22 protein-coding genes are annotated in these 25,847 nt (G+C 69.4%); 6 read left to right on the top strand and 16 right to left on the bottom strand.

Going from position 1 to position 25,847, the window contains the following annotated elements:
• Positions 1–23: 23 nt before the first annotated feature.
• The 11 genes from murG to A5744_RS15245 form a co-directional block, all read right to left on the bottom strand.
• Positions 24–1,223, bottom strand: coding sequence for an undecaprenyldiphospho-muramoylpentapeptide beta-N-acetylglucosaminyltransferase (murG, locus tag A5744_RS15295; RefSeq protein WP_076062371.1), 1,200 nt, complete (start codon positions 1,221–1,223; stop codon positions 24–26).
• On the bottom strand, positions 1,220–2,971 hold the full coding sequence (gene ftsW / locus A5744_RS15290) for a putative lipid II flippase FtsW (protein WP_076062369.1): 1,752 nt from the start codon (positions 2,969–2,971) through the stop codon (positions 1,220–1,222). The genes murG and ftsW overlap by 4 nt, the downstream gene beginning before the upstream one ends.
• A gap of 6 nt (positions 2,972–2,977) precedes the next feature.
• Positions 2,978–4,447, bottom strand: coding sequence for a UDP-N-acetylmuramoyl-L-alanine--D-glutamate ligase (gene murD, locus A5744_RS15285; RefSeq protein WP_076062367.1), 1,470 nt, complete (start codon positions 4,445–4,447; stop codon positions 2,978–2,980).
• A 1-nt stretch (position 4,448) separates the two neighbouring features.
• Positions 4,449–5,528, bottom strand: coding sequence for a phospho-N-acetylmuramoyl-pentapeptide-transferase (gene mraY, locus A5744_RS15280; protein ID WP_076062365.1), 1,080 nt, complete (start codon positions 5,526–5,528; stop codon positions 4,449–4,451).
• A complete protein-coding gene (murF, locus tag A5744_RS15275) occupies positions 5,525–7,075 on the bottom strand; it encodes a UDP-N-acetylmuramoyl-tripeptide--D-alanyl-D-alanine ligase (protein WP_076062363.1) in 1,551 nt (516 codons plus the stop codon). Before murF ends, mraY begins: the two co-directional genes overlap by 4 nt.
• Entirely contained in the window at positions 7,072–8,613 is a 1,542-nt protein-coding gene (locus A5744_RS15270) for a UDP-N-acetylmuramoyl-L-alanyl-D-glutamate--2,6-diaminopimelate ligase (RefSeq protein WP_139331363.1), read from the bottom strand. Before A5744_RS15270 ends, murF begins: the two co-directional genes overlap by 4 nt.
• Before the next feature lie 159 nt (positions 8,614–8,772).
• Positions 8,773–10,833, bottom strand: a complete 2,061-nt coding sequence (locus tag A5744_RS15265; RefSeq protein WP_076062361.1) for a penicillin-binding protein 2 — start codon at positions 10,831–10,833, stop codon at positions 8,773–8,775.
• Positions 10,830–11,987, bottom strand: coding sequence for a hypothetical protein (locus A5744_RS15260; protein ID WP_076062359.1), 1,158 nt, complete (start codon positions 11,985–11,987; stop codon positions 10,830–10,832). The genes A5744_RS15265 and A5744_RS15260 overlap by 4 nt, the downstream gene beginning before the upstream one ends.
• Entirely contained in the window at positions 11,984–13,213 is a 1,230-nt protein-coding gene (gene rsmH / locus A5744_RS15255; protein WP_139331362.1) for a 16S rRNA (cytosine(1402)-N(4))-methyltransferase RsmH, read from the bottom strand. The genes A5744_RS15260 and rsmH overlap by 4 nt, the downstream gene beginning before the upstream one ends.
• Positions 13,188–13,619 carry a division/cell wall cluster transcriptional repressor MraZ gene (gene mraZ / locus A5744_RS15250; protein ID WP_076062437.1) on the bottom strand — a complete coding sequence of 144 codons (432 nt, stop codon included), beginning with the start codon at positions 13,617–13,619 and terminating at the stop codon, positions 13,188–13,190. Before mraZ ends, rsmH begins: the two co-directional genes overlap by 26 nt.
• Positions 13,620–14,011: 392 nt before the next feature.
• Positions 14,012–14,413, bottom strand: a complete 402-nt coding sequence (locus tag A5744_RS15245) for a DUF3040 domain-containing protein (protein WP_076062355.1) — start codon at positions 14,411–14,413, stop codon at positions 14,012–14,014.
• A gap of 317 nt (positions 14,414–14,730) precedes the next feature.
• On the opposite strand from A5744_RS15245, the gene A5744_RS15240 reads away from it, so the two are divergent.
• Together A5744_RS15240 and A5744_RS15235 are read left to right on the top strand one after the other, a co-directional pair.
• Positions 14,731–15,339 (top strand): N-acetyltransferase, encoded by a 609-nt coding sequence (locus tag A5744_RS15240; RefSeq protein ID WP_076062354.1) that lies wholly within the window; start codon positions 14,731–14,733, stop codon positions 15,337–15,339.
• Positions 15,340–15,441: 102 nt separating this feature from the next.
• Positions 15,442–16,086, top strand: a complete 645-nt coding sequence (locus A5744_RS15235; RefSeq protein ID WP_076062436.1) for a DUF3153 domain-containing protein — start codon at positions 15,442–15,444, stop codon at positions 16,084–16,086.
• Here the strand turns inward: A5744_RS15235 and A5744_RS15230 are convergent.
• Entirely contained in the window at positions 16,083–16,991 is a 909-nt protein-coding gene (locus A5744_RS15230; RefSeq protein WP_076062434.1) for a mycobacterial-type methylenetetrahydrofolate reductase, read from the bottom strand. The two genes, A5744_RS15235 and A5744_RS15230, sit on opposite strands and share 4 nt — an antisense overlap.
• Before the next feature lie 223 nt (positions 16,992–17,214).
• On the opposite strand from A5744_RS15230, the gene idsA2 reads away from it, so the two are divergent.
• Entirely contained in the window at positions 17,215–18,264 is a 1,050-nt protein-coding gene (idsA2, locus tag A5744_RS15225; RefSeq protein WP_076062352.1) for a bifunctional (2E,6E)-farnesyl/geranyl diphosphate synthase, read from the top strand.
• 4 nt (positions 18,265–18,268) lie between these two features.
• Positions 18,269–19,801 (top strand): alpha-(1->6)-mannopyranosyltransferase A, encoded by a 1,533-nt coding sequence (locus A5744_RS15220; RefSeq protein ID WP_076062350.1) that lies wholly within the window; start codon positions 18,269–18,271, stop codon positions 19,799–19,801.
• Here A5744_RS15220 and A5744_RS15215 read toward each other — a convergent pair.
• The gene (locus tag A5744_RS15215; protein WP_076062348.1) at positions 19,795–20,199 is read right to left on the bottom strand and encodes an Rv2175c family DNA-binding protein; all 405 of its coding nucleotides are present in this window, start codon (positions 20,197–20,199) and stop codon (positions 19,795–19,797) included. The two genes, A5744_RS15220 and A5744_RS15215, sit on opposite strands and share 7 nt — an antisense overlap.
• A gap of 91 nt (positions 20,200–20,290) precedes the next feature.
• On the opposite strand from A5744_RS15215, the gene A5744_RS15210 reads away from it, so the two are divergent.
• Complete coding sequence (locus tag A5744_RS15210; RefSeq protein WP_139331361.1) at positions 20,291–21,547, top strand: protein kinase; 1,257 nt, start codon at positions 20,291–20,293, stop codon at positions 21,545–21,547.
• 28 nt (positions 21,548–21,575) lie between these two features.
• Here the strand turns inward: A5744_RS15210 and A5744_RS15205 are convergent, their stop codons facing one another.
• From A5744_RS15205 to A5744_RS15195, 3 genes are read right to left on the bottom strand one after another with little or no spacing between them, the layout of a single operon-like run.
• Entirely contained in the window at positions 21,576–22,961 is a 1,386-nt protein-coding gene (locus A5744_RS15205) for a 3-deoxy-7-phosphoheptulonate synthase class II (RefSeq protein WP_076062347.1), read from the bottom strand.
• A gap of 34 nt (positions 22,962–22,995) precedes the next feature.
• Positions 22,996–23,505 (bottom strand): polyadenylate-specific 3'-exoribonuclease AS, encoded by a 510-nt coding sequence (locus tag A5744_RS15200; RefSeq protein ID WP_076062345.1) that lies wholly within the window; start codon positions 23,503–23,505, stop codon positions 22,996–22,998.
• Between the two features lie 39 nt (positions 23,506–23,544).
• Complete coding sequence (locus A5744_RS15195) at positions 23,545–24,429, bottom strand: hypothetical protein (RefSeq protein ID WP_076062343.1); 885 nt, start codon at positions 24,427–24,429, stop codon at positions 23,545–23,547.
• Between the two features lie 122 nt (positions 24,430–24,551).
• Here A5744_RS15195 and A5744_RS15190 point away from each other — a divergent pair, with 122 nt between their 5' ends.
• Complete coding sequence (locus A5744_RS15190; protein WP_139331367.1) at positions 24,552–25,826, top strand: glycosyltransferase 87 family protein; 1,275 nt, start codon at positions 24,552–24,554, stop codon at positions 25,824–25,826.
• Positions 25,827–25,847 lie beyond the last annotated feature (21 nt).

The raw sequence follows: 25,847 nt of genomic DNA, 5'->3' as shown, positions 1-25,847 counted from the left end.
GAGTTCAGGAGGCAGCTGCTCGGTCACCGTCGTCCTCGGGAAGCCAACCGGGCGACGTCCAGCGCCGCCTGGGCCACCTGCCGCGCCGCGTCCGGATGCCCCACCCGGGCGGCCGCCGCGGTCATCGCCGCGAGCCGCGGCGGATCGGTGAGCAGGCCGATCACCCGCTGAGCCACCAGGCCCGGCGTCAGATCCGCGTCGGCGACGAGCACGCCGCCGCCGCCGTCAACCACCGGCAGGGCGTTGAGCCGCTGCTCGCCGTTGCCGATCGGCAACGGCACGTAGATGGCCGGCAGGCCCACCGCCGACACTTCGGCGACCGTCATCGCGCCGGAGCGACAGATCACCAGGTCGGCGGCGGAGTAGGCCAGGTCCATCCGGTCCAGATACGGCACCGCCACGTAGGGCGGATCGCCGGGCTCCGGGGTGCGCAGTTCGAGGGTGTTCTTGGGGCCGTGCGCATGCAGCACGGACACGCCCGCGGCGGCCAACTCGGCGGCGGCGCCCGAGACCGCGCGGTTGAGCGAGACGGCGCCCTGGGAGCCCCCGAACACCAGGAGCACCCGAGCGTCGGGGGCGAAGCCGAAATGCCGGCGCGCTTCGGCCCGCAGTGCCGCGCGGTCCAGCGCGGTGATGGCCGCGCGTACCGGGACACCGACGACCTCGGCGCGGCGCAGCCCGGAATCCGGCACCGCGGACAGCACCCGGTCCGCGCTGCGCACGCCGACGCGATTGGCCAGCCCGGCGCGGGCGTTGGCTTCGTGGATGACCACCGGAATGCGGCGCCGGCGGCGTAACGGTCCTAATGGCCCGGGGTAGCCGCGCGCGGCGAGGTAGGCGGGCAGGGCCACGTAACCGCCGAACCCGACGACCACGTCGGCGTCGACGGCGTCGAGCACCGCGCGGGTTTCTCGGACGGCGCGCCACACCCGCGTCGGCAGCCGCGCCAGGTCGCCCGTCGGCTTACGCGGCAGCGGGACCGGCGTGATCAGCTCGAGGTTGTAGCCGCGCTCGGGCACCAGCCTGGTCTCCAGCCCGCGCGCGGTGCCCAGCGCGGTGATCCGGACCTGCGGATCCAGTGCGGAGAGCGCGTCGGCGACGGCCATCGCGGGCTCGACGTGCCCCGCGGTCCCACCGCCGGCCAGTACGACCGACAAAGCGGCACCGGCGGGCGAGGAATTTTTCCCCCGCCCGCCGGTCGCCTTCCTGACCGTCTTGTTCACCCGTAACGCTGACCTTCCAATGCACGAGCGCGCCGTGGTTGACGCTGGCCGGCAGCCTGACTGGCGCGGCGCTGGCCAGATCCATGATGCCCTGAGCGACGGGCGGGGCGGGCAGCCGTACGGGGGAAAGCCGGCCGCAGCGGCGGGTCGGGGTTCCGGGCAGCCTTCCGAGCCGGCCCCTGGGCGGCCTTTCGGCCCCCGGCAGTGGGTCGAGTCCGCTTGCGATCGCGGAACGCCTCGATGCGGGTGGGCACATACGGCTGGGGCAGCGGCAGCCGCAGCAGCCGGTTCATCTTGTCGTCGCGGCCGGCTCGCAGCGCGGCGACCGCCTCGGGTTCATGGCGCGCCGCGTTGGCAACGATTCCTATCATGAAAAGTGTTGCAGCCGTTGATGTTCCGCCAGCAGATATGAGCGGCAGCTGCAAACCGGTGACCGGCAGCACGCCGATCACGTAGCCGATGTTGATGAACGCCTGGCCCAGCACCCACATCGTGGTGGTGGCGGTCAGCAGCCGCAGGAACGGGTCGGCGGAGCGGCGCGCGATCCGCATACCGGTGTAGGCGAACAACCCGAACAGCACCAGCAGCGCGAACGCCCCGACGAAGCCGAGTTCCTCGCCGATGATCGCGAAGATGAAGTCGTTGTGCGCGTTGGGCAGGTAGTTCCACTTGGCCACACCCTGGCCCAGACCGTCGCCGAAGATGCCGCCGTGCGCCAGCGCGAATTTCGCCTGTCGCGCCTGGTAACCGGTGTCCTGCGGGTCGGTCTCGGGATTCATCCAGGAGCGCACCCGGTCCGAGCGGTAACCGGCGGACATCGCCAGGATCGCGCCCGCGACGAAGACCGCGAACAGCGACGTGACGAAGACCCGCAGCGGCAACCCGGCATACCACAGCAGGGCCAGCAGGATGATGCCCAGCGAAACCGTCTGCCCGAGGTCGGGCTGGGCCACGATCAGCGCCAGCGCGATGACCGCTGCCGGCACCAACGGGATCAGCATCTCGCGCAGCGAGGCCCGCTCCATTCGTCGCGCCGCCAGCAGATGCGCGCCCCAGATGGCGAACGCGATCTTCGCCAACTCGGACGGCTGCATGGAAAAGCCGGCGATCACGAACCACTTGCGAGAGCCGTTGGCCAGGTTGCCGATTCCCGGCACCAGCACCAGCACCAGCAGGATGATGGTGACCACGTATCCGGGGAACGCGACACGGCGGATGAACCGCACCGGCATCCGCATCGCGAGGTAGGCGCCGATGACCCCGATGACCGTCCAGAGGACCTGCTTGCCGAAGATCACCCAGGCCGAGCCGTCGTCGCCGTACGACCGCACGCCGGAGGCCGACAGCACCATGATCAGTCCGAGGGTGGTCAGCAAACCGGCGACCGCGATGATCAGGTGGAACGACGTCAGCGGGCGGCCCAGCCAGGCGCCAAACCGGTTGCGGAACCGGTGGCGCGGGCCGCCGTCTTCGCTGCCGGAAGCCTTGGCCCGCGGCTTTGCGTCCGCCGCCTTTGCGTCTTCGGGCCCGAACTCGGGCTCGAACTCTGACTCGGACTCTGGCTCGGACTCGGAGGCCGCGTCATCAGAACCCGCGTCGTGAGGAACCTCGTCGGGCACGTCAGGCTCGGGCGCGTCTGGTACGGCTGGATCCGTCGCGGCGGCCGGTTCTTCGACCTCGGCCCGCTCGGCCGGGGTTGCGTTCTTTCCCTTGTCCCGGCGTAAGAACCGGCTCAGCGCGTGACCCATACCCGCCTACCGGATCGCCGCGCGCACGGCGGCCGCGAAAGCGTCGCCGCGGTCGGCGTAGCCGGTGAACTGGTCAAACGACGCGCCGGCCGGTGCCAGCAGCACCGTGTCGCCGGCCTTCGCCATGTCACGCGCCGCGTGCACGGCCGCGGTCATGACGCGAATGCCGAGGTCGTCGCTCGAATGTTTCACTTCTGTCACAGATGTACCAGGGACCTCAGCAGTCGCATGCATATCAGCATCCTCGCCTGTCACAACCTGGACGACGGGGACATCCGGCGCGTGTCGCGATAACGCCTCTGCAACCTCTCGGCGATCCCGGCCGATGAGCACCGCTCCGACCAGCCGAGATGCGATCCTGGCGACCTCGGCATCGATGGATGCGCCCTTCAGCAAACCACCGGCCACCCAGACCACCCGCGGGTACGCCAACACCGACGCCTCGGCGGCGTGCGGGTTGGTCGCCTTGGAATCGTCGACGTAGGTGATCCCGTCCGCGACGGCCACCACCTCCGCCCGATGCCGGCCCACCCGGAACGCGGCGCGCGCGGCCGCGATCGCCTCCGCGGGCACACCGACGCTGCGGGCCAGCAGCGCGGCGGCCAGGGCGTCGAGAACCCCGACCGGGCCGGGAACCGGTATCGACTCGGCCGGCAACAGCGTCAGGTCGCCGGCGAAGGCGCGGTCGACCAGCTGGCCGTCGCGCACGCCGAGTTCGCCCGCGGCCGGTTCGCCGAGCCGAAACCCGACCCGCACCGGCGCCGCCGCCGTGTCCAGCAGAGCGGCAGCCCGGGCGTCGTCCAGGCCGACGACCGCGACACGGCCATTCAGTACCCGGGCCTTGGCCGCGGCGTAGTCGGCCAAAGTGCCATGCCAGTCCAGGTGGTCTTCGGCGATGTTGAGCACCACGCCCGCCTCGGGCCGCAGCGACGGCGCCCAATGCAGCTGGAAACTGGACAGCTCGACCGCCAGCAGCTCGGCGGGCTCGGCCGAATCCTCTTCCAGGAGGTCCAGCACCGGGGTGCCGATGTTGCCGCACAGCAGGCTGCGCCGGCCCGCCGCCATCAACATGGCCTGCAGCATCGACGTCGTCGTGGTCTTGCCGTTCGTGCCGGTGACGACCAGCCAGCGGCGCGGCGGCCCGTAGTAGCCCGCCACCTCCAGCCGCCAGGCCAGCTCCACGTCGCCCCAGACGGGCACCCCGGCCGACGCGGCGGCCGCCAGCAGCGCCGTGGTCGGTGCGAACCCGGGACTGGTGACGACCAAGGCGAAGCCCGAGATCCGTTGCGTGGCAATCGATGTGGCCATGGTGGCCACCCCGCTCTCGGCATAGCCGCGCAGCGTGGCGGGATCGTCGTCGCACAGCGTGACGGCCGCACCAAAACGCTTCAGGGCCGCCAGAGCCGCCCTGCCCGTGACGCCGCCGCCGGCCACCAGCACCGGCGCGCCCGGCGCCAGCGGCTCGAGCCCGGACATGTCAGGCACCGATCGCGGCCAACCACTCACCGTAGAACAGGGCCACGCCCAGACCGCAGGTGATCGCGGTGAGCAGCCAGAAGCGGATGATCACCGTGGTTTCGGCCCAGCCGACCAACTCGAAATGGTGATGGAAGGGCGCCATCCGGAACACCCGGCGCCCGGTGGTGCGAAAAGCCAGGATTTGCAGGACAACCGAGGTGACCTCGGCCACGAACAGCGAACCCAGCACGACGGCGAGGATCTCGGTGCGGCTGGTGACCGACAACCCCGCGATGATGCCGCCGAGCGCCAGCGACCCGGTGTCCCCCATGAAGATCTTGGCCGGCGCGGCGTTCCACCACAGAAAGCCGATGCACGCGCCCGCGGTCGCGGCCGCGATGATCGCCAGGTCCAGCGGATCGCGCACGTTGTAGCAGCCCAGCCCCGGCGCCGTGACGCATGCGTTGCGGTACTGCCAGAAGGTGATCAGAACGTAGGCCCCGGTGACCATCGCCATGGTCCCGGCGGCCAGCCCATCCAAGCCGTCGGTGAAATTGACCGCGTTGGACCAGGCGCTGACCACGACCACGCAGAACAGCACGAAAAGTCCGGGAGCCAGTGTGACGGTGGCGATTTCGCGGACGTAGGACAGATCCGCGCTGGCCGGTGTCAAGCCGTCGGCATTGCGGAACTGCAACACCAGCCCGCCGAACAACACCGCCGCGGTGATCTGCCCGATCGTCTTGGCGGTCTTGTTCAGACCGAGGTTGCGCGACCTGCGGATCTTGATCAGGTCATCGACCAATCCGACGCCTCCCAGCACGGTGGCCAGGCCCAGCACCAGCAGACCGGATGCGGAGATCCCCGCACCGTCGAAGGCCAGCCCGACAAGGTGCGCGCCCAGATAGCCGGCCCAGATGCCGGCGACGATCGCCACGCCTCCCATCGACGGCGTGCCTCGTTTGGTGTGGTGGCTGGGGGGCCCGTCCTCGCGGGTGTGGTGGCCGAAGCCCTGCTTGGTGAACAGCCGGATCAGCGCTGGAGTCAACAGGATTGACACGGCCACCGCGACGGCGACGGCGATGAGAATCTGTCTCACGGGCGCGCCCCGCCCTCGGCGGCCAGCGCGTCGGCGAGCCCACCGAGTCCGGCCGCGTTCGACGCTTTGACCAGCACCACGTCGCCGGGTTGCACCTCGGCCCGCAGCAAGGCCAGGGCGGCGTCGCCGTCGGCGACGTTCACGGCCCCTCTATCGGCCCCCGGACCGGTCTCCGAGCCCCACGAGCCCTCCATGACCGCTCCGTGGTGCATGGCGCTCATCGACCTCCCCATTCCCACCACAACGAGTCGAGACACATCTAAGCGCACCGCCAGCCGGCCGATGCGATCGTGCTCGGTTATCGCGTCGTCGCCGAGCTCGGCCATTTCACCCAGCACCGCCCAGCTGCGCCGGGGCCGCGCACGCTCTTCGCCGCCATGGGCGATCCAGGCCAGCGCCTGCAGCCCGGCCCGCATCGAGTCGGGGTTGGCGTTGTAGGCGTCGTCGATCACGGTCACCCCGTCGGGACGGGTGGTCACCTGCATGCGGTGCCTCGACACCGGCCCGGCTTCGGCAAGCGCGGCGGCGACCTGTTCGACGCTGGCGCCGCATTGCAGCGCCACGGCAGCGGCGCACAGCGCGTTGGTGACCTGGTGATCGCCGTACACGCCGAGTTGCACCTCCGCCTCGACTGCGCCTCGCGGGTCCATCGCGTGCAGGGTAAAACGCGGCCTGGCCAATTCGTCCAACGACACGTTTTCCGCCCAGACGTCGCTGGGGCCGGAGTCGGTCTGGCTGACTCGGCTCACCCGGACCACCCAGGCCGCGGTGACATGGGCCATCGCGGCCACCGTCGGGTCGTCGACGTTGAGGATGACCACACCGGATTCCGGAACAGCTTGTGGCAGTTCGGCTTTGGTGCGGGCAATGGCCTCATGCGAGCCAAACTCACCCAGGTGGGCGGTGCCGACGTTGAGGACCACTCCGATGGCGGGCGGGGCGATGCGCGCCAGCTCGGCGATGTTGCCGGGATGGCGCGCCGACATCTCCAGGATCAAGAAGTCGGTGTCCCGGGTCGCACGCAACACCGTCCAGGGATGGCCCAGTTCGTTGTTGAACGATCCGGGCGGGGCCACCACCTCACCCAGCGGCCGCAGGACGGCGGCCACCAAATCTTTCGTGGAGGTCTTTCCCGACGAGCCGGTGATCCCGATGATGGTCAGCCCGCCGGCGGCCAGCTCCGCGGCCACCGCCTTGGCCAGCTTGGCCAGTGCGGCCAGGACCGCGGCGCCCGACCCGTCGGCGTCATGCTCGAGCACGCCGGCGCGCGAGTCCGCGGGGCCCGCCGGGGGCACCACGATGGCGGGGACCCCGACCGGCCGGGCGGCCAGCACGGCGACCGCGCCGGCGGCGACCGCCGAACCGGCGTGGTCGTGCCCATCCGATCGGGCGCCGGGCAGAGCCAAGAACAGCCCGCCGGAACCGATTGCGCGCGAGTCGAATTCGACGGACCCGGTGACGCGGAGTTCGGCGGCGGCCTCCGGTGCGATGTCCGTCAGCGTGCCGCCGACGATCTCGGCGATCTGGGCGACGGTCAGGTCGATCATCGCGCGGCCCCCCGGGCCCGTATCGCGTCGGCGAGTTCCACCCGATCGTCGAAGGGGCGGGTCTGGCCCGCGCTGCGCTGCCCGGTCTCGTGGCCCTTGCCGGCGATCACGACGACGTCGCCGGGGCCCGCCCAGGCGACGGCGTGGTCGATCGCCGCGCGGCGGTCGCCAATCTCGACGACCTGGGCCTTGCCCTCGGCCGCTCCCGCGAGGATCTCGCGCCGGATTGCCGCGGGGTCCTCGTCGCGCGGGTTGTCGTCGGTGACGACGACCAAATCGGCGAGCTCGGCGGCGATTTCGCCCATCGGCCGCCGCTTGCCCGGGTCGCGGTCGCCGCCGGCACCGAACACCACCGCCAGCCGTCGACCCGGCCGCCGCAACGTGGTCAGCACGGCCCGCAGCGCGCCCGGCTTGTGCGCGTAGTCGACCAGCGCAAGAAAATCCTGCCCACAGTCGATCTCTTCCAGCCGCCCCGGGACCCGGGTTTCGAGCAGCCCCCGCGACGCCCGCTCGACGGAGACCCCGACAGCATCGAGAATGGCCAGCGCGACAAGGCAATTGGCGACGTTGTAGCGCCCGGGTAGCCGGATGCCGACCCGGTGCCGGCCGCCGGCGGGGTCGACGACAGTGAACTCCTGTCCCCCGGCTCCCATCGGCGCCACGTCGACGGCTCGCCAATCGGCGGGCTGGTCTTCGACGCTGACGGTGATCGCCGCACCCGCCCGGGCGGCCATTGCGCGCCCGGCGTCGTCGTCGATGCACACCACCGCCGTCCGGGCGCGCAGCGCCGAGTCGGGGTCGAACAGCAACGCCTTCGCCTCGAAGTAGTCGGCCATGGTGGGGTGAAAGTCGAGGTGGTCACGGGAAAGGTTGGTGAAGGCGCCCACCACGAATCCGGTGCCGTCCACCCGGCCCAGCGTCAGCGCGTGGCTGGACACCTCCATGACCACGGTGTCGACCCCCCGTTCGGCCATGGCGGCCAGCATCGCCTGCAGCGCGGGCGCCTCCGGCGTCGTCAGCGTGCTGGGGACGTCGACGCCGTCGATGCGGATGCCGACCGTGCCGATGAGCCCCGGGGTGCGCCCGCCGGACCGCAGACCGGACTCCACCAGATACGTCGTGGTGGTCTTGCCCGACGTTCCGGTGATGCCGACGATGGTCATCTTCTCGGACGGGTTTCCGTACACGGTGGCGGCCAGGCCACCGAGCACGCTGCGCGGCGCGGGGTGCACCAGCGTGGGCACGCTGCCCTGAGCGCCGATCTCCCCGATCCCGGCGCCGTCGGTGAGCACCGCGACGGCGCCGCGCTCGATCGCCTCGCCGGCAAACCGCGCGCCGTGGGTGGACGAGCCGGGCAGGGCGGCGAACAGATCACCGGGCTGAACATCCTGGGCACGCAGCGTCACACCGGTGATCGCCACGTCAGGCACGGCCGCGGCCTGGCCCGCGAGAACCGCGCCCACCTGGGCGGCCAGCACGGGCAGCCGCACGCCCGCGGTGTCGCGGGGACACAACCCAGTGGCCACCACCTGTGTCACCTCCCTGACGACGCGGCGTGATCCCCATGATCAGCCATGACACCCTACCTAGGCGCACGGCCCAACGAGGTTGGCTCGTCCATCGAGTGTGCGTTGAGGGCTCGCAGTGCGCGCTGGTGGCGCCCTCACCGCACACTCGACGGGCTGGGTGGTCGGCCGCTACATGGCCTGCAGCGTCAGCGGCGGGCCCGGGTCGGGCGACAGCGGCACGTTTTCCCGCTGCATCAGCCAGCCGGCGATGTTGTGGAACAGCGGGGCCGCCGAGTGCCCCGGCGTGCCGTCGGCGTTGCGCTGCGGGTTGTCCATCATGATGCCGATGACGTAGCGGGGGTTGTCGGCGGTGGCCATGCCGGCGAAGGTGATCCAGTAGACGTCGTCGAAGTAACAGCCGCAGCCGGGGTTGATCTGCTGGGCGGTGCCGGTCTTGCCGGCGATCTGATAGCCGGGGACCCCGGCGGCCGGACCGGTGCCCTGCTGATACCCCATCGGGTCGTGCTGGACGACGGCGCGCAGCATGCCCCGCACGGTCTGCGCCGTCTGCGGCGACACCACGCGGATACCCTCCGGGCGGGGTTCCTCGGTACGGGTGCCGTCGGGTGCGATGGTGGCCTTGATGATCCGCGGCGGTACCCGCACGCCATCGTTCGCGATGGTCTGGTACATATCGGTCATCTGCAGCAGCGTCATCGAAAGGCCTTGGCCGATAGGCAGGTTCGAGAAGGTGCTGCCCGACCACTGGTCGATGGGCGGCACCAGCCCGGCGCTTTCACCGGGCAGCCCGACGCCGGTGCGCTGACCCAGCCCGAACTTGCGGACCATGTCATAGAAGCGTTCCGGACCGACGCGCTGCGCCAGCATCAGGGTGCCGACGTTGGACGACTTTCCGAATACGCCGGTGGTGGTGTAGGGCATCACGCCGTGTTCCCAGGCGTCATGGATGGTGACGCCGCCCATCTGGATCGAGCCCGGCACTTGCAACACCTCGTCGGGGTTACTCAGCCCATATTCCATGAGCGCGGACGCGGTGATCACCTTGTTCACCGAGCCCGGCTCGAACGGCGAGGACACCACCAGGTTGCCCAGCTGCTTGTCACCCTGACGCCCAATGTCCTGCGACGGGTCGAAGGTGTTGTCGTTGGCCATGGCCAACACGTCGCCGTTCTTGGCGTCCAGCACGACCGCCGAAACGTTGTGTGCCCCAGACGCATCCTTGGCCAGCTGGACCTGCTGCTGAACGTAGAACTGGATGTCGTCGTCGATGGTGAGCTGGACGGTCGAACCGTTGACCGCCCGATGCCGGTTGCGGTAACTGCCGGGGATGACCACGCCGTCCGAGCCGCGGTCGTAGGTGACCGAGCCGTCGGTTCCCGACAGCACGGCATCCAGCGAGTCCTCCAGCCCGAGCAGCCCGTGGCCGTCCCAGTCGATGCCGCCGACGATGTTGGCCGCCAGCGATCCGCCCGGGTACTGGCGCAGATCCTGCCGCTCCGAACCGACTTCGGGATACTTGTCGGAGATCGCGCCGGCGACGGCGGGGTCGACGGCGCGAGCCAGGTAGACGAAGTTGTCGTTGCTTTGCAACTTCTTCAGGACGGTCTGATAGTCCGGCTTGTTGTTCAGCCGGGCCGCGACCTCCTTGGCGATGTCCCGCATCCGCTGCTGCGGATCGGGGGCGGCCGAGTTCTTGTTCTTGGCCTCTTCCAATTGCTTGCGAATTCGCTTCGGCTGGAACGTCAACGCCCGCGACTCGATGGTGAACGCCAGGCGTTCGTTGTTGCGGTCGACGATGCTGCCGCGGACGGCCTTTTCGACGTCGGTGACCTTGAGCTGGCCGGCCGCCTGCGCCCGCAGCGTCGGCGCGTTCGTCACCTGCAGGACGAAGAGCTGCACGACTGCCACCAGCATCAGCGCCAAGATGGCCGCATTGCCCGCCCGATGCCGGAAAACGAACGACGCACCGCGCGTGCCGGCGTCCACCAGCTGACGGGTCCGCCGCTCCCGTGCGGAGCGACCCGGCGCATCGGGCCGTCCGGGCGCGCGGGACTTGTTGGCCTCCTTGGCTTTCGGGGCTTTCTGAGCTTTCTGGGCTTTCGGAGCTTTCTGAGCTTTCTCCGGCTTGCGGGCTCGCCTCGTTTTCCCTATCTCCTTGGCTCCTCGCGCAGTACCGGGACCGCGGGTCGTCGGCGACCGCCGGGCGCGCCGGGACTCGCCCCGGCTCATCGGGGCGCACCCATCGCGGGCGCCGGCATCACAGCCTGGGGTGCTTGCGCCCCCGGTTGCACCGGCACCGGCACTTCGGCGGGCAGCGGCGCGGGAACCCGGGGCGCAGCCGGGATCGGCAGCCCGCCCAACGGAACTGACACTTCGGGGGGCAGCGACCCAGTCGCCGGACCCGCCTGCGCCGGACTCGCGGGCGCCGGCAGGCCCGGCAGCGGGAGCACACCGGGGAACTGCCCGATGGCCGGCCCGCCGGGCATGCCCGGCAGCGGCGACGTGGGCTGCGTCAGGTGCTGGCCGCCGACGGTCGTCGAGCCGTCAGGCGCGCGCAGCAATGCCTCCGGCCCTGACCTGGCCGGCGCCGACGGAACACCGGGAACACCAGGACCGGCCGGGGCGGGCTGTACCCGAACCGGGACCTCCGGGGGAAGCGCCACCGGCTTCGGGGGTGGCGGCGGGCCCGGCTCGGGAAGCTTGGTGTTCAGCGGCGGCGGCGGAACGCCGTCGGCCGGCTTGGGCGTGCCCACCACCACCCAATTGCCGGCCGGATCCTGGACCAGGTGGGCGGTGTCCCGCGTCGGGATCATGCCCTGCTTGCGGGCCGCCTCGGCGAGCGCCGGCGCCGACTCCGCCTCGCGCACATCGCGTTCCAGCGACTCCTTCTGCTGCTGCAGCAACCGGTTCTTCTCCCGGGCATGGCTCAACTGGTAGGAACGCTCCGCGGAATCGGTGGACAACCACAGCGTCAGGCCCAGCCCCAGACCGAGGGCCCCGATCACCAGCACGACGAACGGCACCTTGCGCGCCAAGGTCCGGGGCCGCAGGTCAATCGATGCCAGCCGGTTGGCCAACCGTTCGCTCAGGCGAGGCCGGACAACCTTGGGCGCCTTGGCTTTTCGCGCCTTTGCCCGCGCCTTGGCCTGGCTTGTGCTCTTGGGACGGGCCGCCCGCTCGACCGGCCGGGCGATGGGGCTGGTCTGGGGACCCGATTTGGGCGCCCGGGCGTCGCGGGTGGGCGCGGCGCTCCTGCCCGGCCGGGTCCGCCGCGACGATGCCGACTCTGCGACGGCGCGCCTGCCTTTGCGGGCAACGCCGTCGCGCCGATCGCGGCGGTCACCGACAGCGCGGCGTTTCTGCGTGTCGCGCTTTGCCTTCATGCGTCGCCCTTCCCGGTTGTCTGCGCTTCGGCATTCGGTTCCACCCCGTGCTGCACCCGTTGCAGGGCCCGTAATCGCACCGCGGCGCTGCGCGGGTTGCGCTCGATCTCCGCGGCGTCGGCGCGTTCGGCACCGCGCGTCAACGACCTGAATCGCGGCGCGTGCCCCGGCAATTCGACCGGTAGGTCCACCGGCGAGCGCGAGGCGGTCGCGTCGGCGAACACGCGCTTGACGATGCGGTCTTCCAGCGACTGGTAGGCCAGCACCACGATGCGGCCCGCGGCGGCCAGCGCGCCCAGCGCGGCGGGAATGGCGCCCCGCAGCGAGTCCAGCTCCTCGTTGACCGCGATCCGCAGCGCCTGAAACGTGCGCTTGGCAGGGTGCCCGCCGGTGCGCCGGGCCGGGGCCGGAATCGCTTGGTAGATCAGGGCAACCAGCTCGGACGTCGACGTCAACGGGGTGCGGGCGCGCTGCCGGACGATGTGTCCGGCAATCCGGCGTGCGAACCGCTCCTCGCCGTAGCGGCGCAGGATGTCCGTCAGGGCACGCTCGTCGTAGGTGTTGACGATGTCAGCCGCGGTAAGCGGCGAGCCCGGGTCCATCCGCATGTCCAGCGGCGCGTCCTGGGCGTACGCAAAGCCCCGCTCCGCGCGGTCGAGCTGCATGGACGAAACGCCGAGATCGAACAACACGCCGTCCACCGATTCGACTGGGGCGTAACCGGATTCGGCCAGCGCCGCGGCAAGCCCGTCATAGCGCGTGTGCACCAACGTGATTCGGTCTTCGAACTGCCTCAGCCGATTGCGGGCGATATCCAGCGCGCTGGGGTCGCGGTCGAGCCCGATCAGCCGCAGGCCGGGTAATTCGGTGAGGAACCGCGCCGCGTGCCCGCCCGCGCCGATGGTCGCGTCGACGAGGACCGCCCCCGACCCGTCCGCGTGATAGCGGGTCAATGCGGGGGTGAGCAGCTCGAAGCAACGTTGCGCCAGGACGGGCACATGCCCGAATTTCCCTGGGCCCAAATCTTCTGGGCCCAAATCTTCTGGGCCCAAATCTTCTGGATCGTCAACCACCGCAACACCTCCCCGGATCGGGCGGGACGCCCAGGCACCGAGGTCCCTGTCCGAAGGCACGAACCTGGCGTTGGGGAAGTACGCCAGGGTCGGTTCGGGCAGAGGCCACGATGCACGGGCATGCGCCTCAGATGATGTCGCCGAGTGCTTCATCGCTGGCCGCGGAGAAGTTCTCTTCGTGGGTTTGCTGGTAGTCGTGCCAGGCCTGTGCATCCCAGATCTCGAGGTAGTCGACCGCCCCGATCACCACGCAGTCCTTGGAAAGGTTGGCGTAGCGGCGATGGTCGGACGACAAGGTGATACGTCCCTGCGCGTCGGGATGCTGCTCGTCGGTGCCGGCGGCCAGATTGCGCAGGAATGCCCTGGCTTCCGGGTTGCTTCGCGATGTCTTGCTCGCCCGTCGGGCCAGCTGCTCGAATTCCGTCCGCGGGTACACGGCCAGGCTGTGATCTTGGCTCTTGGTGACCATCAACCCCCCTGCCAGTGCGTCGCGGAATTTGGCGGGCAACGTCAGCCGCCCTTTGTCGTCGAGCTTGGGCGTGTAGGTGCCGAGAAACACCAGCTCACCTCCCATGGAGACCCGGCTTTCGCCTCACCCAAACGCTCACCCAAACACTTCAGCCACCATACCCCACAATCCCCCACTTCGCCCCATTACTGCCGTGTCGGCGCCGGGTTTTCCAGGTCGTCCGCCACGTAGGGCCGCCCCACAGCGGTCCGAGTCCACCCGGGGACCCGATCGCGGCGTCGGAAACTCGCATTTCAAGGCGCCAAAGTCGGTCGGTGGGGCCAAATGGGGCGTCCGCGTGGGGCTAAGTGGGGCTCGGTTTGGGATCGGTTCGGGCTCGAATTGGGCTCGAACACGAAAACGGGGTAGCCATCGGCTACCCCGGTGTGCCAGGTGATGCTGTGTCAGGTGATCCGGCTAATCGCTGAAGCTAATCGCTGAAGTTAATCGTCGAAGCGACGGCGGAACCGGTCCTCCATACGACTGGTGAACGAGCCACCGCCGCCCTTGCCGCGACGCTGCTGCCGTCCCGGCATTGAACCCGAGTGGCCCGACCTGCCGGCCAACCGCGGACCGGTGATCGCGAACACCACGCCGCCGAACATCACGATGAAGCCAAAGACGCTGAGAATCGGGAAGTTCCCGATCATCGTCGCCTTGAATGCCACGCCGGACACCAGCATCGCCAGACCGATGATGAACAGCGCCGCGCCCTGCAACCGCCGCCGTGCCGTCGGCGCCCGGAACCCCCCGCCACGTACGCTCGAAGCGAACTTGGGGTCCTCGGCATAGAGAGCGCTCTCGATCTGATCGAGCATCCGCTGCTCATGATCGGAGAGTGGCATTCGTCCCTCCTTGCCGACCGCTTGGCACGTAACTATCGATATCACGCGGATGCCCGTTGTGGGGGCAACTAACTCAGATGATACGAGGTCTATCTGCGGCGTACCACTGGTTCGTCGGCGATTCTATCCCCCGCACCGCCCGGCGATCATTCCGGCAATCAGATGGGCCGCAACGACGATGGCCCGTTGGCGCGACCGCTCGCCCGCCGCGCGTCGCGGGGTCCGATAATGGCGGTAGGCGCGCACGGCCGAGACATCATGACGCAGCGGCACGGCGCGACACCGAATCACTGGACGGCCGAGGAGGACACCGCGAGTTGGCGATATTCCTCATCGATCTGCCGCCGGACGATATGGAGCGCCGCCTCGGTGACGCCCTCGGTGTCTACGTCGACGCGATGCGCTACCCGCGAGGCACCGGGAACCAGCGCGCCGCAATGTGGCTGGAGCACATTCGGCGGCAGGGGTGGCAGGGAGCCGCCGTCGTTGAAGCCGACGTCGAAGCCGACGCAACCGGCGCGGCGCCGTCGGCGGCGGAGTTGACCGACGCGCCGCTGCTTGGCGTGGCCTACGGATACCCCGGGGCCCCCGGTCAGTGGTGGCAGCAGCAGGTCGTCCTGGGCTTGCAGCGGGGCGGCTTGCCGTCTCAGGAGATCACCCGGCTGATGACCAGCTACTTCGAGCTGACCGAGTTGCACATCCACCCTCGAGCGCAGGGCCGCGGCCTGGGCGAGGCGCTGGCCCGGCGGCTGCTGGCCGGCCGCGGTGAGCGCAACGTCCTGCTCTCCACTCCCGAAACCAACGGCGAGCCCAACCGCGCCTGGCGGTTGTACCGGCGGCTGGGATTCACCGACGTCATCCGCCGCTACCACTTCGCCGGTGACCCACGGGCATTCGCGATCCTGGGCCGCGCCCTGCCCCTATAGCAGACGTGCCGGATCTGGCACGATGACCTCGTGCCCGCCAGCTCTGCACCAGTGAGAGTCCGAGGATTCACCGCCCGCCGGCGCCGCGTGCTGGTCATCGCGATGCTGCTGCTGCTTGTCCCGCTGGCCACGGGATGCCTGCGGGTCCGAGCGTCGCTGACCATCTCACCCGACGACCTGGTGTCCGGGGAGATCATCGCGGCGGCCAAGCCGAAGAGCCCCAAGGACCCCGGCCCGCAGCTCGGCGGCGATCTGCCGTTCAGCCAGAAGGTGGCGGTGTCGAACTACGACAGCGACGGCTACGTGGGCTCCCAAGCGGTGTTCTCCGATCTGACGTTCGCCGAGGTGCCGCAGCTGGCCCACATGAACGCCGACGCGCAGGGCGTGAATCTGTCGCTGCGCAGAAGCGGCAACCTGGTGATCATGGACGGCCGGGCGGATCTGACGTCGGTGACCGACAACGACGCCGACGTCGAGTTGACCGTCGCCTTCCCGGGCGTGGTGACCTCGACGAACGGCGATCACATCGAGCCCACTGTCGTGTCGTGGAAGCTCAAGCCGGGCGTGGTGAGCACGATGACCGCCCAGGCCCGCTACACCGATCCCAATACCCGGTCCTTCACCGGGGCGGGCGTCTGGCTGGGAATCGCGTCGTTCGCGGCCGCTGCCGTGGTGGGGGTCCTGGCCTGGGTCAGCCGGGACCGCTCCGAGCGGTTCACCGCGCCACGGGATCAACCGCCGAGCTAGACCCGCCGGTCGGGTGACCGATCGGGTGACCAGTAAGCAAGCATCTCCGCGAAGGTCGCGAACGCAGGACCCGAGACGCCGTAGGTGGCCTCGAGGTGAATGCTCAGCGGGAAGCCCAGGTCGGCGACCCCGTCGATCACACGCTTGTACAGATCCACCATGAGCTGGCGCTTCTGCGCGGGCTCGCTGGCGGCCAAGCGCTTGACGAACGCCTGCTCGTCGGCCACCGCGGCGTTGCCCGGATCCTGAATGAGCCAGTTGATCAGCCCCACGCGGCTTTCCACCTTCGGCACGAAGCCAAACGACAGCAAGATCTCCGGTCGGTGATCGGTGTGCTTGGCGAATTCGGTCAGGAAGCCCACGATCGCATCGGAGTACAACAACTGCGTCATGCCGTACGTCGCGCCCTGGTTGCACTTGAAGTTGAAGCGGCCCTCTTCGCCGTCGCGCGTCGGAATCAGGATGACCCCACGATTCGGGATCAGGTCGCGGTAAATCGACAGCGCGTCCGTCGGCGCAACCCCGGAGCCCTCACCGTCATTCATCGTGCGCGGTACGCCGACGAACACCACGCCCTGCATGCCCGCGTCGGATAGCAGCGTGAGCCGCTTGCGCAGGGACTGCTCGTCGGAGAACGCGGTGACCTGGGTGCACAGGCCGTCTAGCCCGGGCAGCCCGGGTTTGATGATCGACCAGAAGTCCAGCACGTCCAGCTTCGGCTTCATCGCGACGGGACGGTCGTCCTCCTCGGCGATCATGCCCGGAATCATCACGTGCCGGATCCGGCCTTCGAGACCCGATTCGGCCGAGTACCGCACCACTTTTCGCGCGTCTTCTTCCGCCCGCTCCCGACCGTCTTCCACGTTGGGGGGCACCAGCTCGAGCGCGATGGTGTTGAGGGTCACGCGGCTCCTCTTCATCAGACGAGTGCCCAGGGCGAGGCACCCCGCCAGCATAGGGGCGTGGTCGTGGGCCAGTTGCCGGTAGGGGCGCAGCAACTGGGGGCCCGCGGCACGCGCCGAATACACTGGTCGGGCCCGTGGAGCACCGAGCCATAGCGAAGAACATCGAGAAGAAAGGGGCGCCGCGCTGAGCCTAGATGCAGCGGCTGCAGCGGCAACCGTCGAGTTGACCGGCGCCGTGACCGACCGGCTTCGGCGGTACCTGCGCGAGCGGCGCATCGAGACCGCCTACATCGGTGACGACTACCGCGATCTGATTGCCGCCCTGGAGGATTTCGTCCTTGGCGGAGGCAAGCGGCTGCGGCCAGCGTTCGCCTACTGGGGCTGGCGCGCGGTGGCAACCGCGGAGCCCGATCCCGAAGTGCTGCTGCTGTTTTCCGCGTTGGAGCTGCTGCACGCGTGCGCGCTGGTGCACGACGACGTGATCGACGACTCCTCCACCCGCCGCGGCAGGCCGACGGCCCACGTCCACTTCGCGGCGCTACACCGCGACCGCGGCTGGCGGGGTTCGGCCGAGAAGTTCGGGGTATCGGCGGCCATCCTGCTCGGCGACCTGGCGCTGGCCTGGGCAGACGACATCGTGTTCGGGGCGGACATATCGCCCGAGGCGCAGCGGCGCGTGCACCGCGTGTGGGCCGAGATCCGGACCGAGGTGCTGGGTGGGCAGTACCTCGACATCGTCGCCGAGGCGAGCGCCGCGGAGTCCATCGCGTCGGCGATGAACGTCGACACCTTCAAGACCGCGTGTTACACCGTGACCCGACCGCTCCAGCTCGGCGTGGCCGCCGCGGCCGACAGACCCGATGTGCAAGCCGTCTTCGACCGGTTCGGGACCGACCTCGGCGTGGCGTTCCAGCTCCGCGACGACGTGCTGGGCGTGTTCGGGGATCCCGCGGTGACCGGCAAGCCGTCCGGCGACGACCTGAGGTCGGGCAAGCGCACGGTGCTGCTCGCCGAGGCGGTGGAGTTGGCGGACAAGTCAGATCCCTTGGCGGCAAACGTGTTACGTGGCTCAATCGGCGAACACCTGACCGACACGCAAGTTGGTAACCTGCGCAACATCATCGAGTCGGTGGGCGCACTGGCCGCGGCCGAGGAACGCATTGCGGCGCTGACCCAACGGGCCCTCGCCACGCTGGAGGCCGCACCGATCAACGCCGCGGCCAAGGCGGGGCTGGCCGAACTGGCCAAGATCGCCACGGACCGGGCCGCCTGAACCAATGACGACCCCGACGGACACCCCGGCCGATCGCCCGTCGGCGACGAAAAATTCACTCGTCCAATATTTTTCACGGTTGCGCGCCTTCGTTGCCACGCCGGACGCCGGGCCCGCACGGCTGGGCTTCGTGGGCTCGGTGCTGATCACCCTGGGTGGGCTGGGCGCCGGCAGCACCAAGCCGCACGACCCCGTGCTCGAATCGATTCACATGTCCTGGCTGCGCTTCGGGCACGGACTGGTGCTGTCGTCGATTCTGCTGTGGGCGGGTGTGGGCCTGCTGCTGATCGCGTGGCTGGCACTGGGCCGCCGCGTAGTGGCCGGCACCGCAACGGAATTCACGATGCGAGCCACCACCGCGTTCTGGTTGGCGCCGTTGCTCGTCTCGGTCCCGGTCTTCAGTCGCGACACCTACTCGTACCTGGCCCAGGGCGCGCTCCTGCGCGACGGATTCGACCCGTACGCCGTGGGGCCGGTCGCCAACCCGAATGCGTTGCTGGACAACGTAAGCCCCATCTGGAGCATCACCACGGCGCCCTACGGCCCGGTGTTCATTCTGGTGGCCAAGGTGGTCACGATGGCGGTCGGTAATCACGTCATCGCCGGCACCATGCTGCTGCGCCTGTGCATGCTGCCCGGGCTGGCGCTGCTGATCTGGGCCGCGCCCCGACTGGCCCACCACCTGGGCACCAGCGGCGCCGCCGCGCTGTGGATCTGCGTGCTCAACCCGTTGGTGCTGATCCACCTGATGGGTGGTGTGCACAACGAGATGCTGATGGTCGGTTTGATGGCCGCCGGCATCGCGCTGACCTTTCAGGGCCGGCACATCCTCGGCGTCACGCTGATCACGGTCGCGATCGCGGTCAAGGCCACGGCCGGCATCGCGTTGCCGTTTCTGGTGTGGGTGTGGACGCGGCATCTGCGCGAGCAACGGGGCTATCGGCCCGCGCGGGCGTTCGTGGCGGCGACCGCGTTGTCGTTGCTGATCTTCAGCGTGGTTTTCGCGATCTTGTCCGCGGTGGCGGGCGTCGGGCTGGGGTGGCTGACCGCGCTGGCCGGGTCGGTGAAGATCATCAACTGGCTCACCGTGCCGACCGCGACGGCAAACCTGATCCACGCCCTGGGCAGCGGGTTTTTCTCGGTCAATTTCTACGCCACGCTGCGAATCACCCGCTACATCGGGATCGCGATCATCGCCCTGTCCCTGCCGGTGTTGTGGTGGCGATTCCGGCGCGACGACCGGGCCGCGCTCGCCGGCATCGCGTGGTCGATGCTGATCGTGGTGCTGTTCGTCCCCGCGGCCCTGCCGTGGTACTACTCCTGGCCGCTGGCGGTCATGGCCCCACTGACCCAGTCACGACGGGCGCTGGCGGCCATCGCCGGCTTCTCCACGTGGGTGATGGTGATCTTCAAACCCGATGGATCGCACGGAATGTATTCGTGGCCGCACGTTTTCCTGGCGCTCGCCGCCGCACTGATCGCGTGGCGCACGCTGTACCGGGTGCCCGAACCCGTCAGAGCGGAGAGCGCTCAGTAAGCCATCGCCTGTGCCCGGCGGACCACCTCGCGGGCCTGGTGGGCGTGCAGCGCGTCAACGGGGCGGGCGTTGTTCATGGCGTCGCGGCTACCGTCGCGCGTGACCGTCAGCGACGGATCCGGGGTGAACAGCCAGCGCACGATCTCCGTCTCGTGATAGCCGCCGTCGTGCAGGATCGTCAGCAGCCCCGGCAGGCTCTTGACCACCTCGCCGGAATTGGTGAAGAAGACCTGCGGCACCACCACACCCCCGCCGCGCCGCACCGCGACCAAGTGACCCTCCCGCAGCTGCTGTTGCACCTTGCTTACCGGCACCCGGAGCAACTCGGCGACCCGTGGCAGGTCGTAGGTTGGCTCGTCGGGGTCTAGAACATCGTCGCCGGCCGGAAAACTGCCCACCGCGCAAGTGTAGGCCTTGGTGCGCGGCCGAGTGGGCGCGTTGAAGCTATTGTTTCGCCGCCAATCGGACCGTCACCCCTACGATGGCCCCGTGAGCCGAGCCGGCACGGGCGACCCGTTGGAGAGCACGTTGCTGGATGGCCGCTACCTGGTGCAGGCCAAGATCGCCAGCGGCGGTACATCGACGGTGTATCGGGGACTCGACACCCGGCTCGATCGCCCGGTGGCGTTGAAGGTGATGGATTCTCGCTACGCCGGCGACGCGCAATTCCTGACCCGCTTTCAGCTCGAGGCCCGCACGGTCGCGCGCCTGAAGAATCCCGGGCTCGTCGCGGTCTACGACCAGGGCACCGACTCCCGCCACCCGTTTTTGGTGATGGAGCTGATCGAGGGCGGCACGCTGCGCGAGCTGCTGACCGAACGCGGCCCGATGCCGCCGCACGCCGTGGTGGCGGTGCTGCGCCCGGTGCTGGGTGGGCTGGCGGCCGCGCACCTGGCCGGCCTGGTGCACCGCGACGTCAAGCCCGAGAACGTCCTCATCTCCGACGACGGCGACGTCAAAATCGCCGACTTCGGGCTGGTGCGTGCCGTCGCCGCCGCCGGAATCACCTCCGCCAGCGTCATTCTGGGCACGGCGGCCTACCTGTCGCCCGAGCAGGTGCGCAACGGCAGCAGCAGCCCGCGCAGCGACGTCTACTCAGTCGGGATCCTCACCTATGAGTTGCTGACGGGGCGCACGCCGTTCACCGGCGACTCGCCGCTGTCGATCGCTTACCAGCGGCTGGATACCGACGTGCCGCGGGCCGGCGCCGCGATCGACGGTGTGCCACCACAATTCGACGCGCTCGTCGCGCGCGCGACCGCCCGCGACCCGGCCGGCCGCTACGCGGACGCGATCGAGATGGCCGCCGACATCGACGCTATCGCCGACGAATTGGGCTTGCCCGACTTCCGGGTGCCGGCCCCGCGTAACTCCGCGCAACATCGCTCGGCTGCGGCACAGCAGAGCCGGATGAGCGAGCGCCGGGCGACCGGCCAGGAACCGCCGGCGCCCGCCAAGGCCGCGGTCCGCCACCCCACGCGCCAGCTCACCCGTGGGCCCGAAGACTGGCACGAGCCGCAACCCCCGCCGCAGCCCGGCCCCGAACTCGACGAGCACGAAGACAGCGATTACGAATACCAGCCCGTCTCAGGCGAATTCGCCGGGATCGCGATGAGCGACTTCGTCTGGGCGCGCCAGCACGCCCGGCGCATGGTGCTGGTCTGGGTGGCGCTCGTGCTGGCCCTCACCGGGCTGGTCGCGACCGCGGCGTGGACGATCGGCAGCAATCTGACCGGCCTGCTGTAGGCGCTTTTCCGCGAGCTGAAAAGGAGACCTAGTCGCGCAGCATTTCCGCGACGAGGAACGCCAGCTCCAGCGACTGCTGGGTGTTCAGCCGCGGGTCGCACGCCGTCTCGTAGCGGCCGGCCAGGTCGGTATCCGAGATGTCTTGCGCGCCACCCAAACATTCGGTGACGTCCTCGCCGGTGATCTCGACGTGGATGCCGCCCGGATGGGTGCCCAACGCCCGGTGCACCTCGAAGAAGCCCTGCACCTCGTCGACGATGCGGTCAAAGTGCCGGGTCTTGTAGCCGTTGGACGATTCGTGGGTGTTGCCGTGCATCGGGTCGCACTGCCAGATCACCTGGTGACCGGTGGCCTGCACCTTCTCGACGATCGGTGGCAGCAGATCGCGCACCTTGTTGTTGCCCAGCCTGCTTACCAAGGTCAGCCGTCCGGGCCTGTTGTGCGGGTCGAGCCGCTCGACGTACTCGACGGCCAGTTCCGGCGTCATGGTCGGCCCTAGCTTCACACCGATCGGGTTGGCGATCACCTCGGCGAACGCGACGTGCGCGCCGTCGAGCTGGCGGGTCCGCTCGCCGATCCATACGGTGTGCGCCGACAGGTCGTACAGTTGCGGCGTTCCCTCGACATCCGACAGGCGCAACATGGCGCGCTCGTAGTCGAGCACCAAAGCCTCGTGGCTGGAATAGATTTCGGCCGTTTGCAGGTTGCGGTCGGCCACCCCGCAGGCGCTCATGAACCGCAACCCGCGATCGATCTCGGTGGCCAGCGCCTCGTAGCGCGCGCCGGCCGGCGAGGTGCGGACGAATTCGCGGTTCCAGTCGTGCACCAGGTGCAGCGACGCCAGCCCCGACGAGGTCAGCGCCCGCACCAGGTTCATCGCGGCGCTGGCGTTGGCGTACGCCCGCACCAATCGCGACGGATCGTGTTCGCGCGCGGCGGCATCCGGGGCGAAGCCGTTGATCATGTCGCCGCGGTAGGACCTCAGGCCCAGCGCGTCGATGTCGGCGGACCGGGGCTTGGCGTACTGGCCCGCGATGCGGGCCACCTTCACCACCGGCAGGCTGGCCCCGTACGTCAGCACGACGGCCATCTGCAGCAGGGCGCGGACATTGCCCCGGATGTGGGGTTCGGTGTTGTCGACGAACGTCTCCGCGCAGTCGCCGCCCTGCAGCAGGAACGCCTCGCCCCGCGCGACCTGGGCCAGCTGCTCGTGCAGCCGGACGATCTCGGACGGCACCGTCACCGGCGGCACACTCTCCAGCACCGTGCGCATCGCCTCGGCCCGGTCGGCGGGCCAGCTGGGCTGCTGAGCGGCCGGCTTGGCCAATGCGGCGTCCAGGCGGGCGCGCAGGTCAGGCGGCAGCGGCGGCAGCGACGGCAGCTGCTCGATCGGGATGTCGACGGTCCAGTTCATCGGTCCATGGTAACTGGGGACGACGCACGGCTGATTAGGACGAACGTTCTCCGGGCCCATCGTCGCCGGACGTGATCAGCCGGAATCGGCGTAGCTGGTCGCGGGCATCGACCAGGGCGTCGTGGACCTCACGCGGGCGCGGCGGCATCCGGGGCGACCCGCGATCCTCCCACAACTGCCGCAGTTCCCGGGTGAAGCGGGGTAATGCCTTCGGCAGGCCCGGCATTGGGCCCCACAACTGGCACAGGGCGACGTGATCGTAGGCGCCCACCCACGCCCACAGCTCGATCGGCTCCGCCGTCATGAAGACGCCGAAGAACTCCTCCAGGTCCAGTCGAATCTGCTTTCGGGAGCGCCATAGCGGCGAGGCCGGGGGCGGCAACTTGGGCAGTACGTGGGTGCGCACCCAACTTCCGGCCCGCTCGGGATCGAATTCGGTGGACACGGCGTAGTACTCGCGGCCGTCCTCGGCGACCACGCCGATTGAGATCAGCTCGATGGTGCGGCCGTCCTCGATGAATTCTGTGTCGTAGAAGTACCGCACTCAGAAAGCCTATGGGAAAGCCCAGGCCTGGGACGCGGCCTACCGACCGATCAGGATGGGCACCGTCGGCGCCGATGCCGCATGCACGTCATGGTCGAGCTGGGCGTCGACCATGCGTTCGTCGGGCAGTCGCGGGGTGCCCGCGATCGCGCACTGCACCCACAGCTTGGCCCGCACGACGGGGCGGCGCAGCGTGCGCTCCCGTTGCAGCGCGCGGCGCATCTTGTCCGGTTGGGTGGTGTAGCGCCAGCGTGCCCAGGGCGCGTGCGGGCGTGACAACCGGATCGCGCCGATGACCAGCAGTACGACGATGAACATGCCGAGCAGGCCGGTCCAGACCTTGCCCTTGAGCACCACCACGACGGCCAGCGGAAAGGTCACCACCAGCGCGCCGCCCACCCCGGCGCGCAGCGCCACCGAATCGGCGGCGTGCCAGAACGGGAAGAAGAACATCAGCGGGTGCAGACCCAATATCAACAGCCCCGCCACCGCCACCGCGGCGAACACTGCGTCTACCGAGGTGCGGCCGTCTTCCTCCCAGTAGACGTCGGAGAGGTGCAGGATCAACGCGTACTCGTCGAGAACCAATGCTGCGCCGATCCCGAAAAGGATTGCGGCCAAGGTGAATTCGGGTTCCTGCCCACTGACCGACAGGGTCACCAACGTCAATCCGGAGAGCATCACCAGCACGACGCCGAACGTCACGTGGTGGATGTGTATGCCCCCGATGTGGACATTGCGCGGTTGCCACCATCGGGCCGGGCGACCGGTTTCGGCGCGGTGGCGGATAACCCGCACGAACGTCCGCGTGACGAAAAAGGTCAGGATGAACGCGACCAGGCAGCACAGCAGGGGCAGCCGGCCGCGGTCGACGATGTCGTCGGCGAACCAGCGGCCCACCCCGAGCACGAACCAGTGGAGCACTCTAGAAACGTACGCCCGCATGCGCCCGCGAGGTTGGAGCCGCGCTGCGACGCGTCGCGCCGTGCGCACCGATTACGCTGTTCTGCGACATGAGTAGATGGCGGGCGCCCGGCGTGGGCTTGATGAGCGAACGGGGCCCCGGGCGGGCGCTGCTGTCGTGGACACTGTGGTGCCTGCTCTGGCTGCTGGCCGCCGCGGCGCTGTATTACGTGGGCCTGCGCCTGTTCGGGCAGACGCCGTATCGCATCGACATCGACATCTATCAGATGGGCGGTCGGGCCTGGCTGGACGGGCGTCCGCTGTATCGCGGCGACGTGTTGTTCCACACACCGATCGGGCTGAACCTGCCGTTTACCTATCCCCCGCTGGCGGCCATCGTCTTCTGCCCGTTCTCCTGGCTGCACATGCCGGCCGCCAGCGTCGCGATCACGGTGCTGACGGCCGCGCTGCTGGTCGCCTCCACGGCGATCCTGCTGAGCAGCCTCGACGTGTGGGGCCGCTCGACCGTGCTGGGCGGGCCGGCCTGGCTGCGCCGGTTGTGGCTGGCCGTGGTCATCGCGGCGGGGGCGACGATCTGGCTGGAACCGATCACCTCGAACTTCGCCTTCGGCCAGGTCAACGTCGTGCTGATGACGCTGGTGATCGCCGACTGCCTGCCACGCCGCACACCCTGGCCCCGCGGCCTGCTGCTCGGCGTGGGGATGGCGCTGAAGCTCACCCCCGCGGTGTTTCTCCTCTATTTCGTGCTGCGCCGCGACAACCGCGCCGCGTGGACGGCGGTCGCGTCCTTCGTGGGCGCGACGCTCCTCGGTTTCGTCTTGGCGTGGAGCGATTCGTGGGAGTACTGGACCCGCACCGTGCACCACACCGACCGGATCGGTGAGACTGCATTGAACACCGACCAGAACATCGCGGGTGCGCTCGCCCGGCTGGGGCTCGGTGAGCACGAACGCTTTCCGCTGTGGGTGGCCGCCTGCCTCGTGGTGCTCGGACTGACCATCTGGGCGATGCGGCGGGTGCTGCGGGCCGGGGAGCCGACGCTGGCACTGATCTGCGTCGCCCTGTTCGGGTTGGTGGTTTCGCCGGTGTCCTGGTCACACCATTGGGTGTGGGCACTGCCGGCGGTGTTGGTGATGGCGATATTGGGCTGGCGGCGCCGCAACGTCGCACTGGCGGCGGTGAGCCTCGTCGGCGTCGCGTTGATGCGGTGGACGCCGATCGATCTGCTGCCCAAGCATCACGAGACGACCGCGAACTGGTGGCGCCAGCTGGTCGGGACGTCCTACGTGTGGTGGGCGCTGGCGGTCATCGTCACCGCCGGCTTCGCCGTCACCGCCCGGGCGCCTTCGCGAGACGCCGCGGCCAAGACGCTCACGCCGGCCACGGCCGTCGGCTGAGCAAGTCGGCTGAGAAACGGG

The organism is Mycobacterium sp. IS-1264, assembly GCF_001954195.1.
In the GTDB taxonomy this organism is placed as follows: Bacteria; Actinomycetota; Actinomycetes; order Mycobacteriales; family Mycobacteriaceae; genus Mycobacterium.
This window is presented reverse-complemented; position numbering and strand designations above follow the sequence as displayed.

Bases quoted from the DNA above. Each gene is read 5' to 3' on its own strand.
- A5744_RS15205 (WP_076062347.1), bottom strand. From the start codon at position 22,961: ATGAACTGGACCGTCGACATCCCGATCGAGCAGCTGCCGTCGCTGCCG.
- A5744_RS15245 (WP_076062355.1), bottom strand. From the start codon at position 14,413: ATGCCACTCTCCGATCATGAGCAGCGGATGCTCGATCAGATCGAGAGC.
- ftsW (WP_076062369.1), bottom strand. From the start codon at position 2,971: ATGGGTCACGCGCTGAGCCGGTTCTTACGCCGGGACAAGGGAAAGAAC.
- A5744_RS15220 (WP_076062350.1), top strand. From the start codon at position 18,269: ATGACGACCCCGACGGACACCCCGGCCGATCGCCCGTCGGCGACGAAA.
- murD (WP_076062367.1), bottom strand. From the start codon at position 4,447: ATGTCCGGGCTCGAGCCGCTGGCGCCGGGCGCGCCGGTGCTGGTGGCC.
- A5744_RS15235 (WP_076062436.1), top strand. From the start codon at position 15,442: ATGCTGCTGCTGCTTGTCCCGCTGGCCACGGGATGCCTGCGGGTCCGA.
- A5744_RS15260 (WP_076062359.1), bottom strand. From the start codon at position 11,987: ATGAAGGCAAAGCGCGACACGCAGAAACGCCGCGCTGTCGGTGACCGC.
- A5744_RS15190 (WP_139331367.1), top strand. From the start codon at position 24,552: ATGAGCGAACGGGGCCCCGGGCGGGCGCTGCTGTCGTGGACACTGTGG.
- rsmH (WP_139331362.1), bottom strand. From the start codon at position 13,213: ATGAAGCACTCGGCGACATCATCTGAGGCGCATGCCCGTGCATCGTGG.
- A5744_RS15265 (WP_076062361.1), bottom strand. From the start codon at position 10,833: ATGAGCCGGGGCGAGTCCCGGCGCGCCCGGCGGTCGCCGACGACCCGC.
- murF (WP_076062363.1), bottom strand. From the start codon at position 7,075: ATGATCGACCTGACCGTCGCCCAGATCGCCGAGATCGTCGGCGGCACG.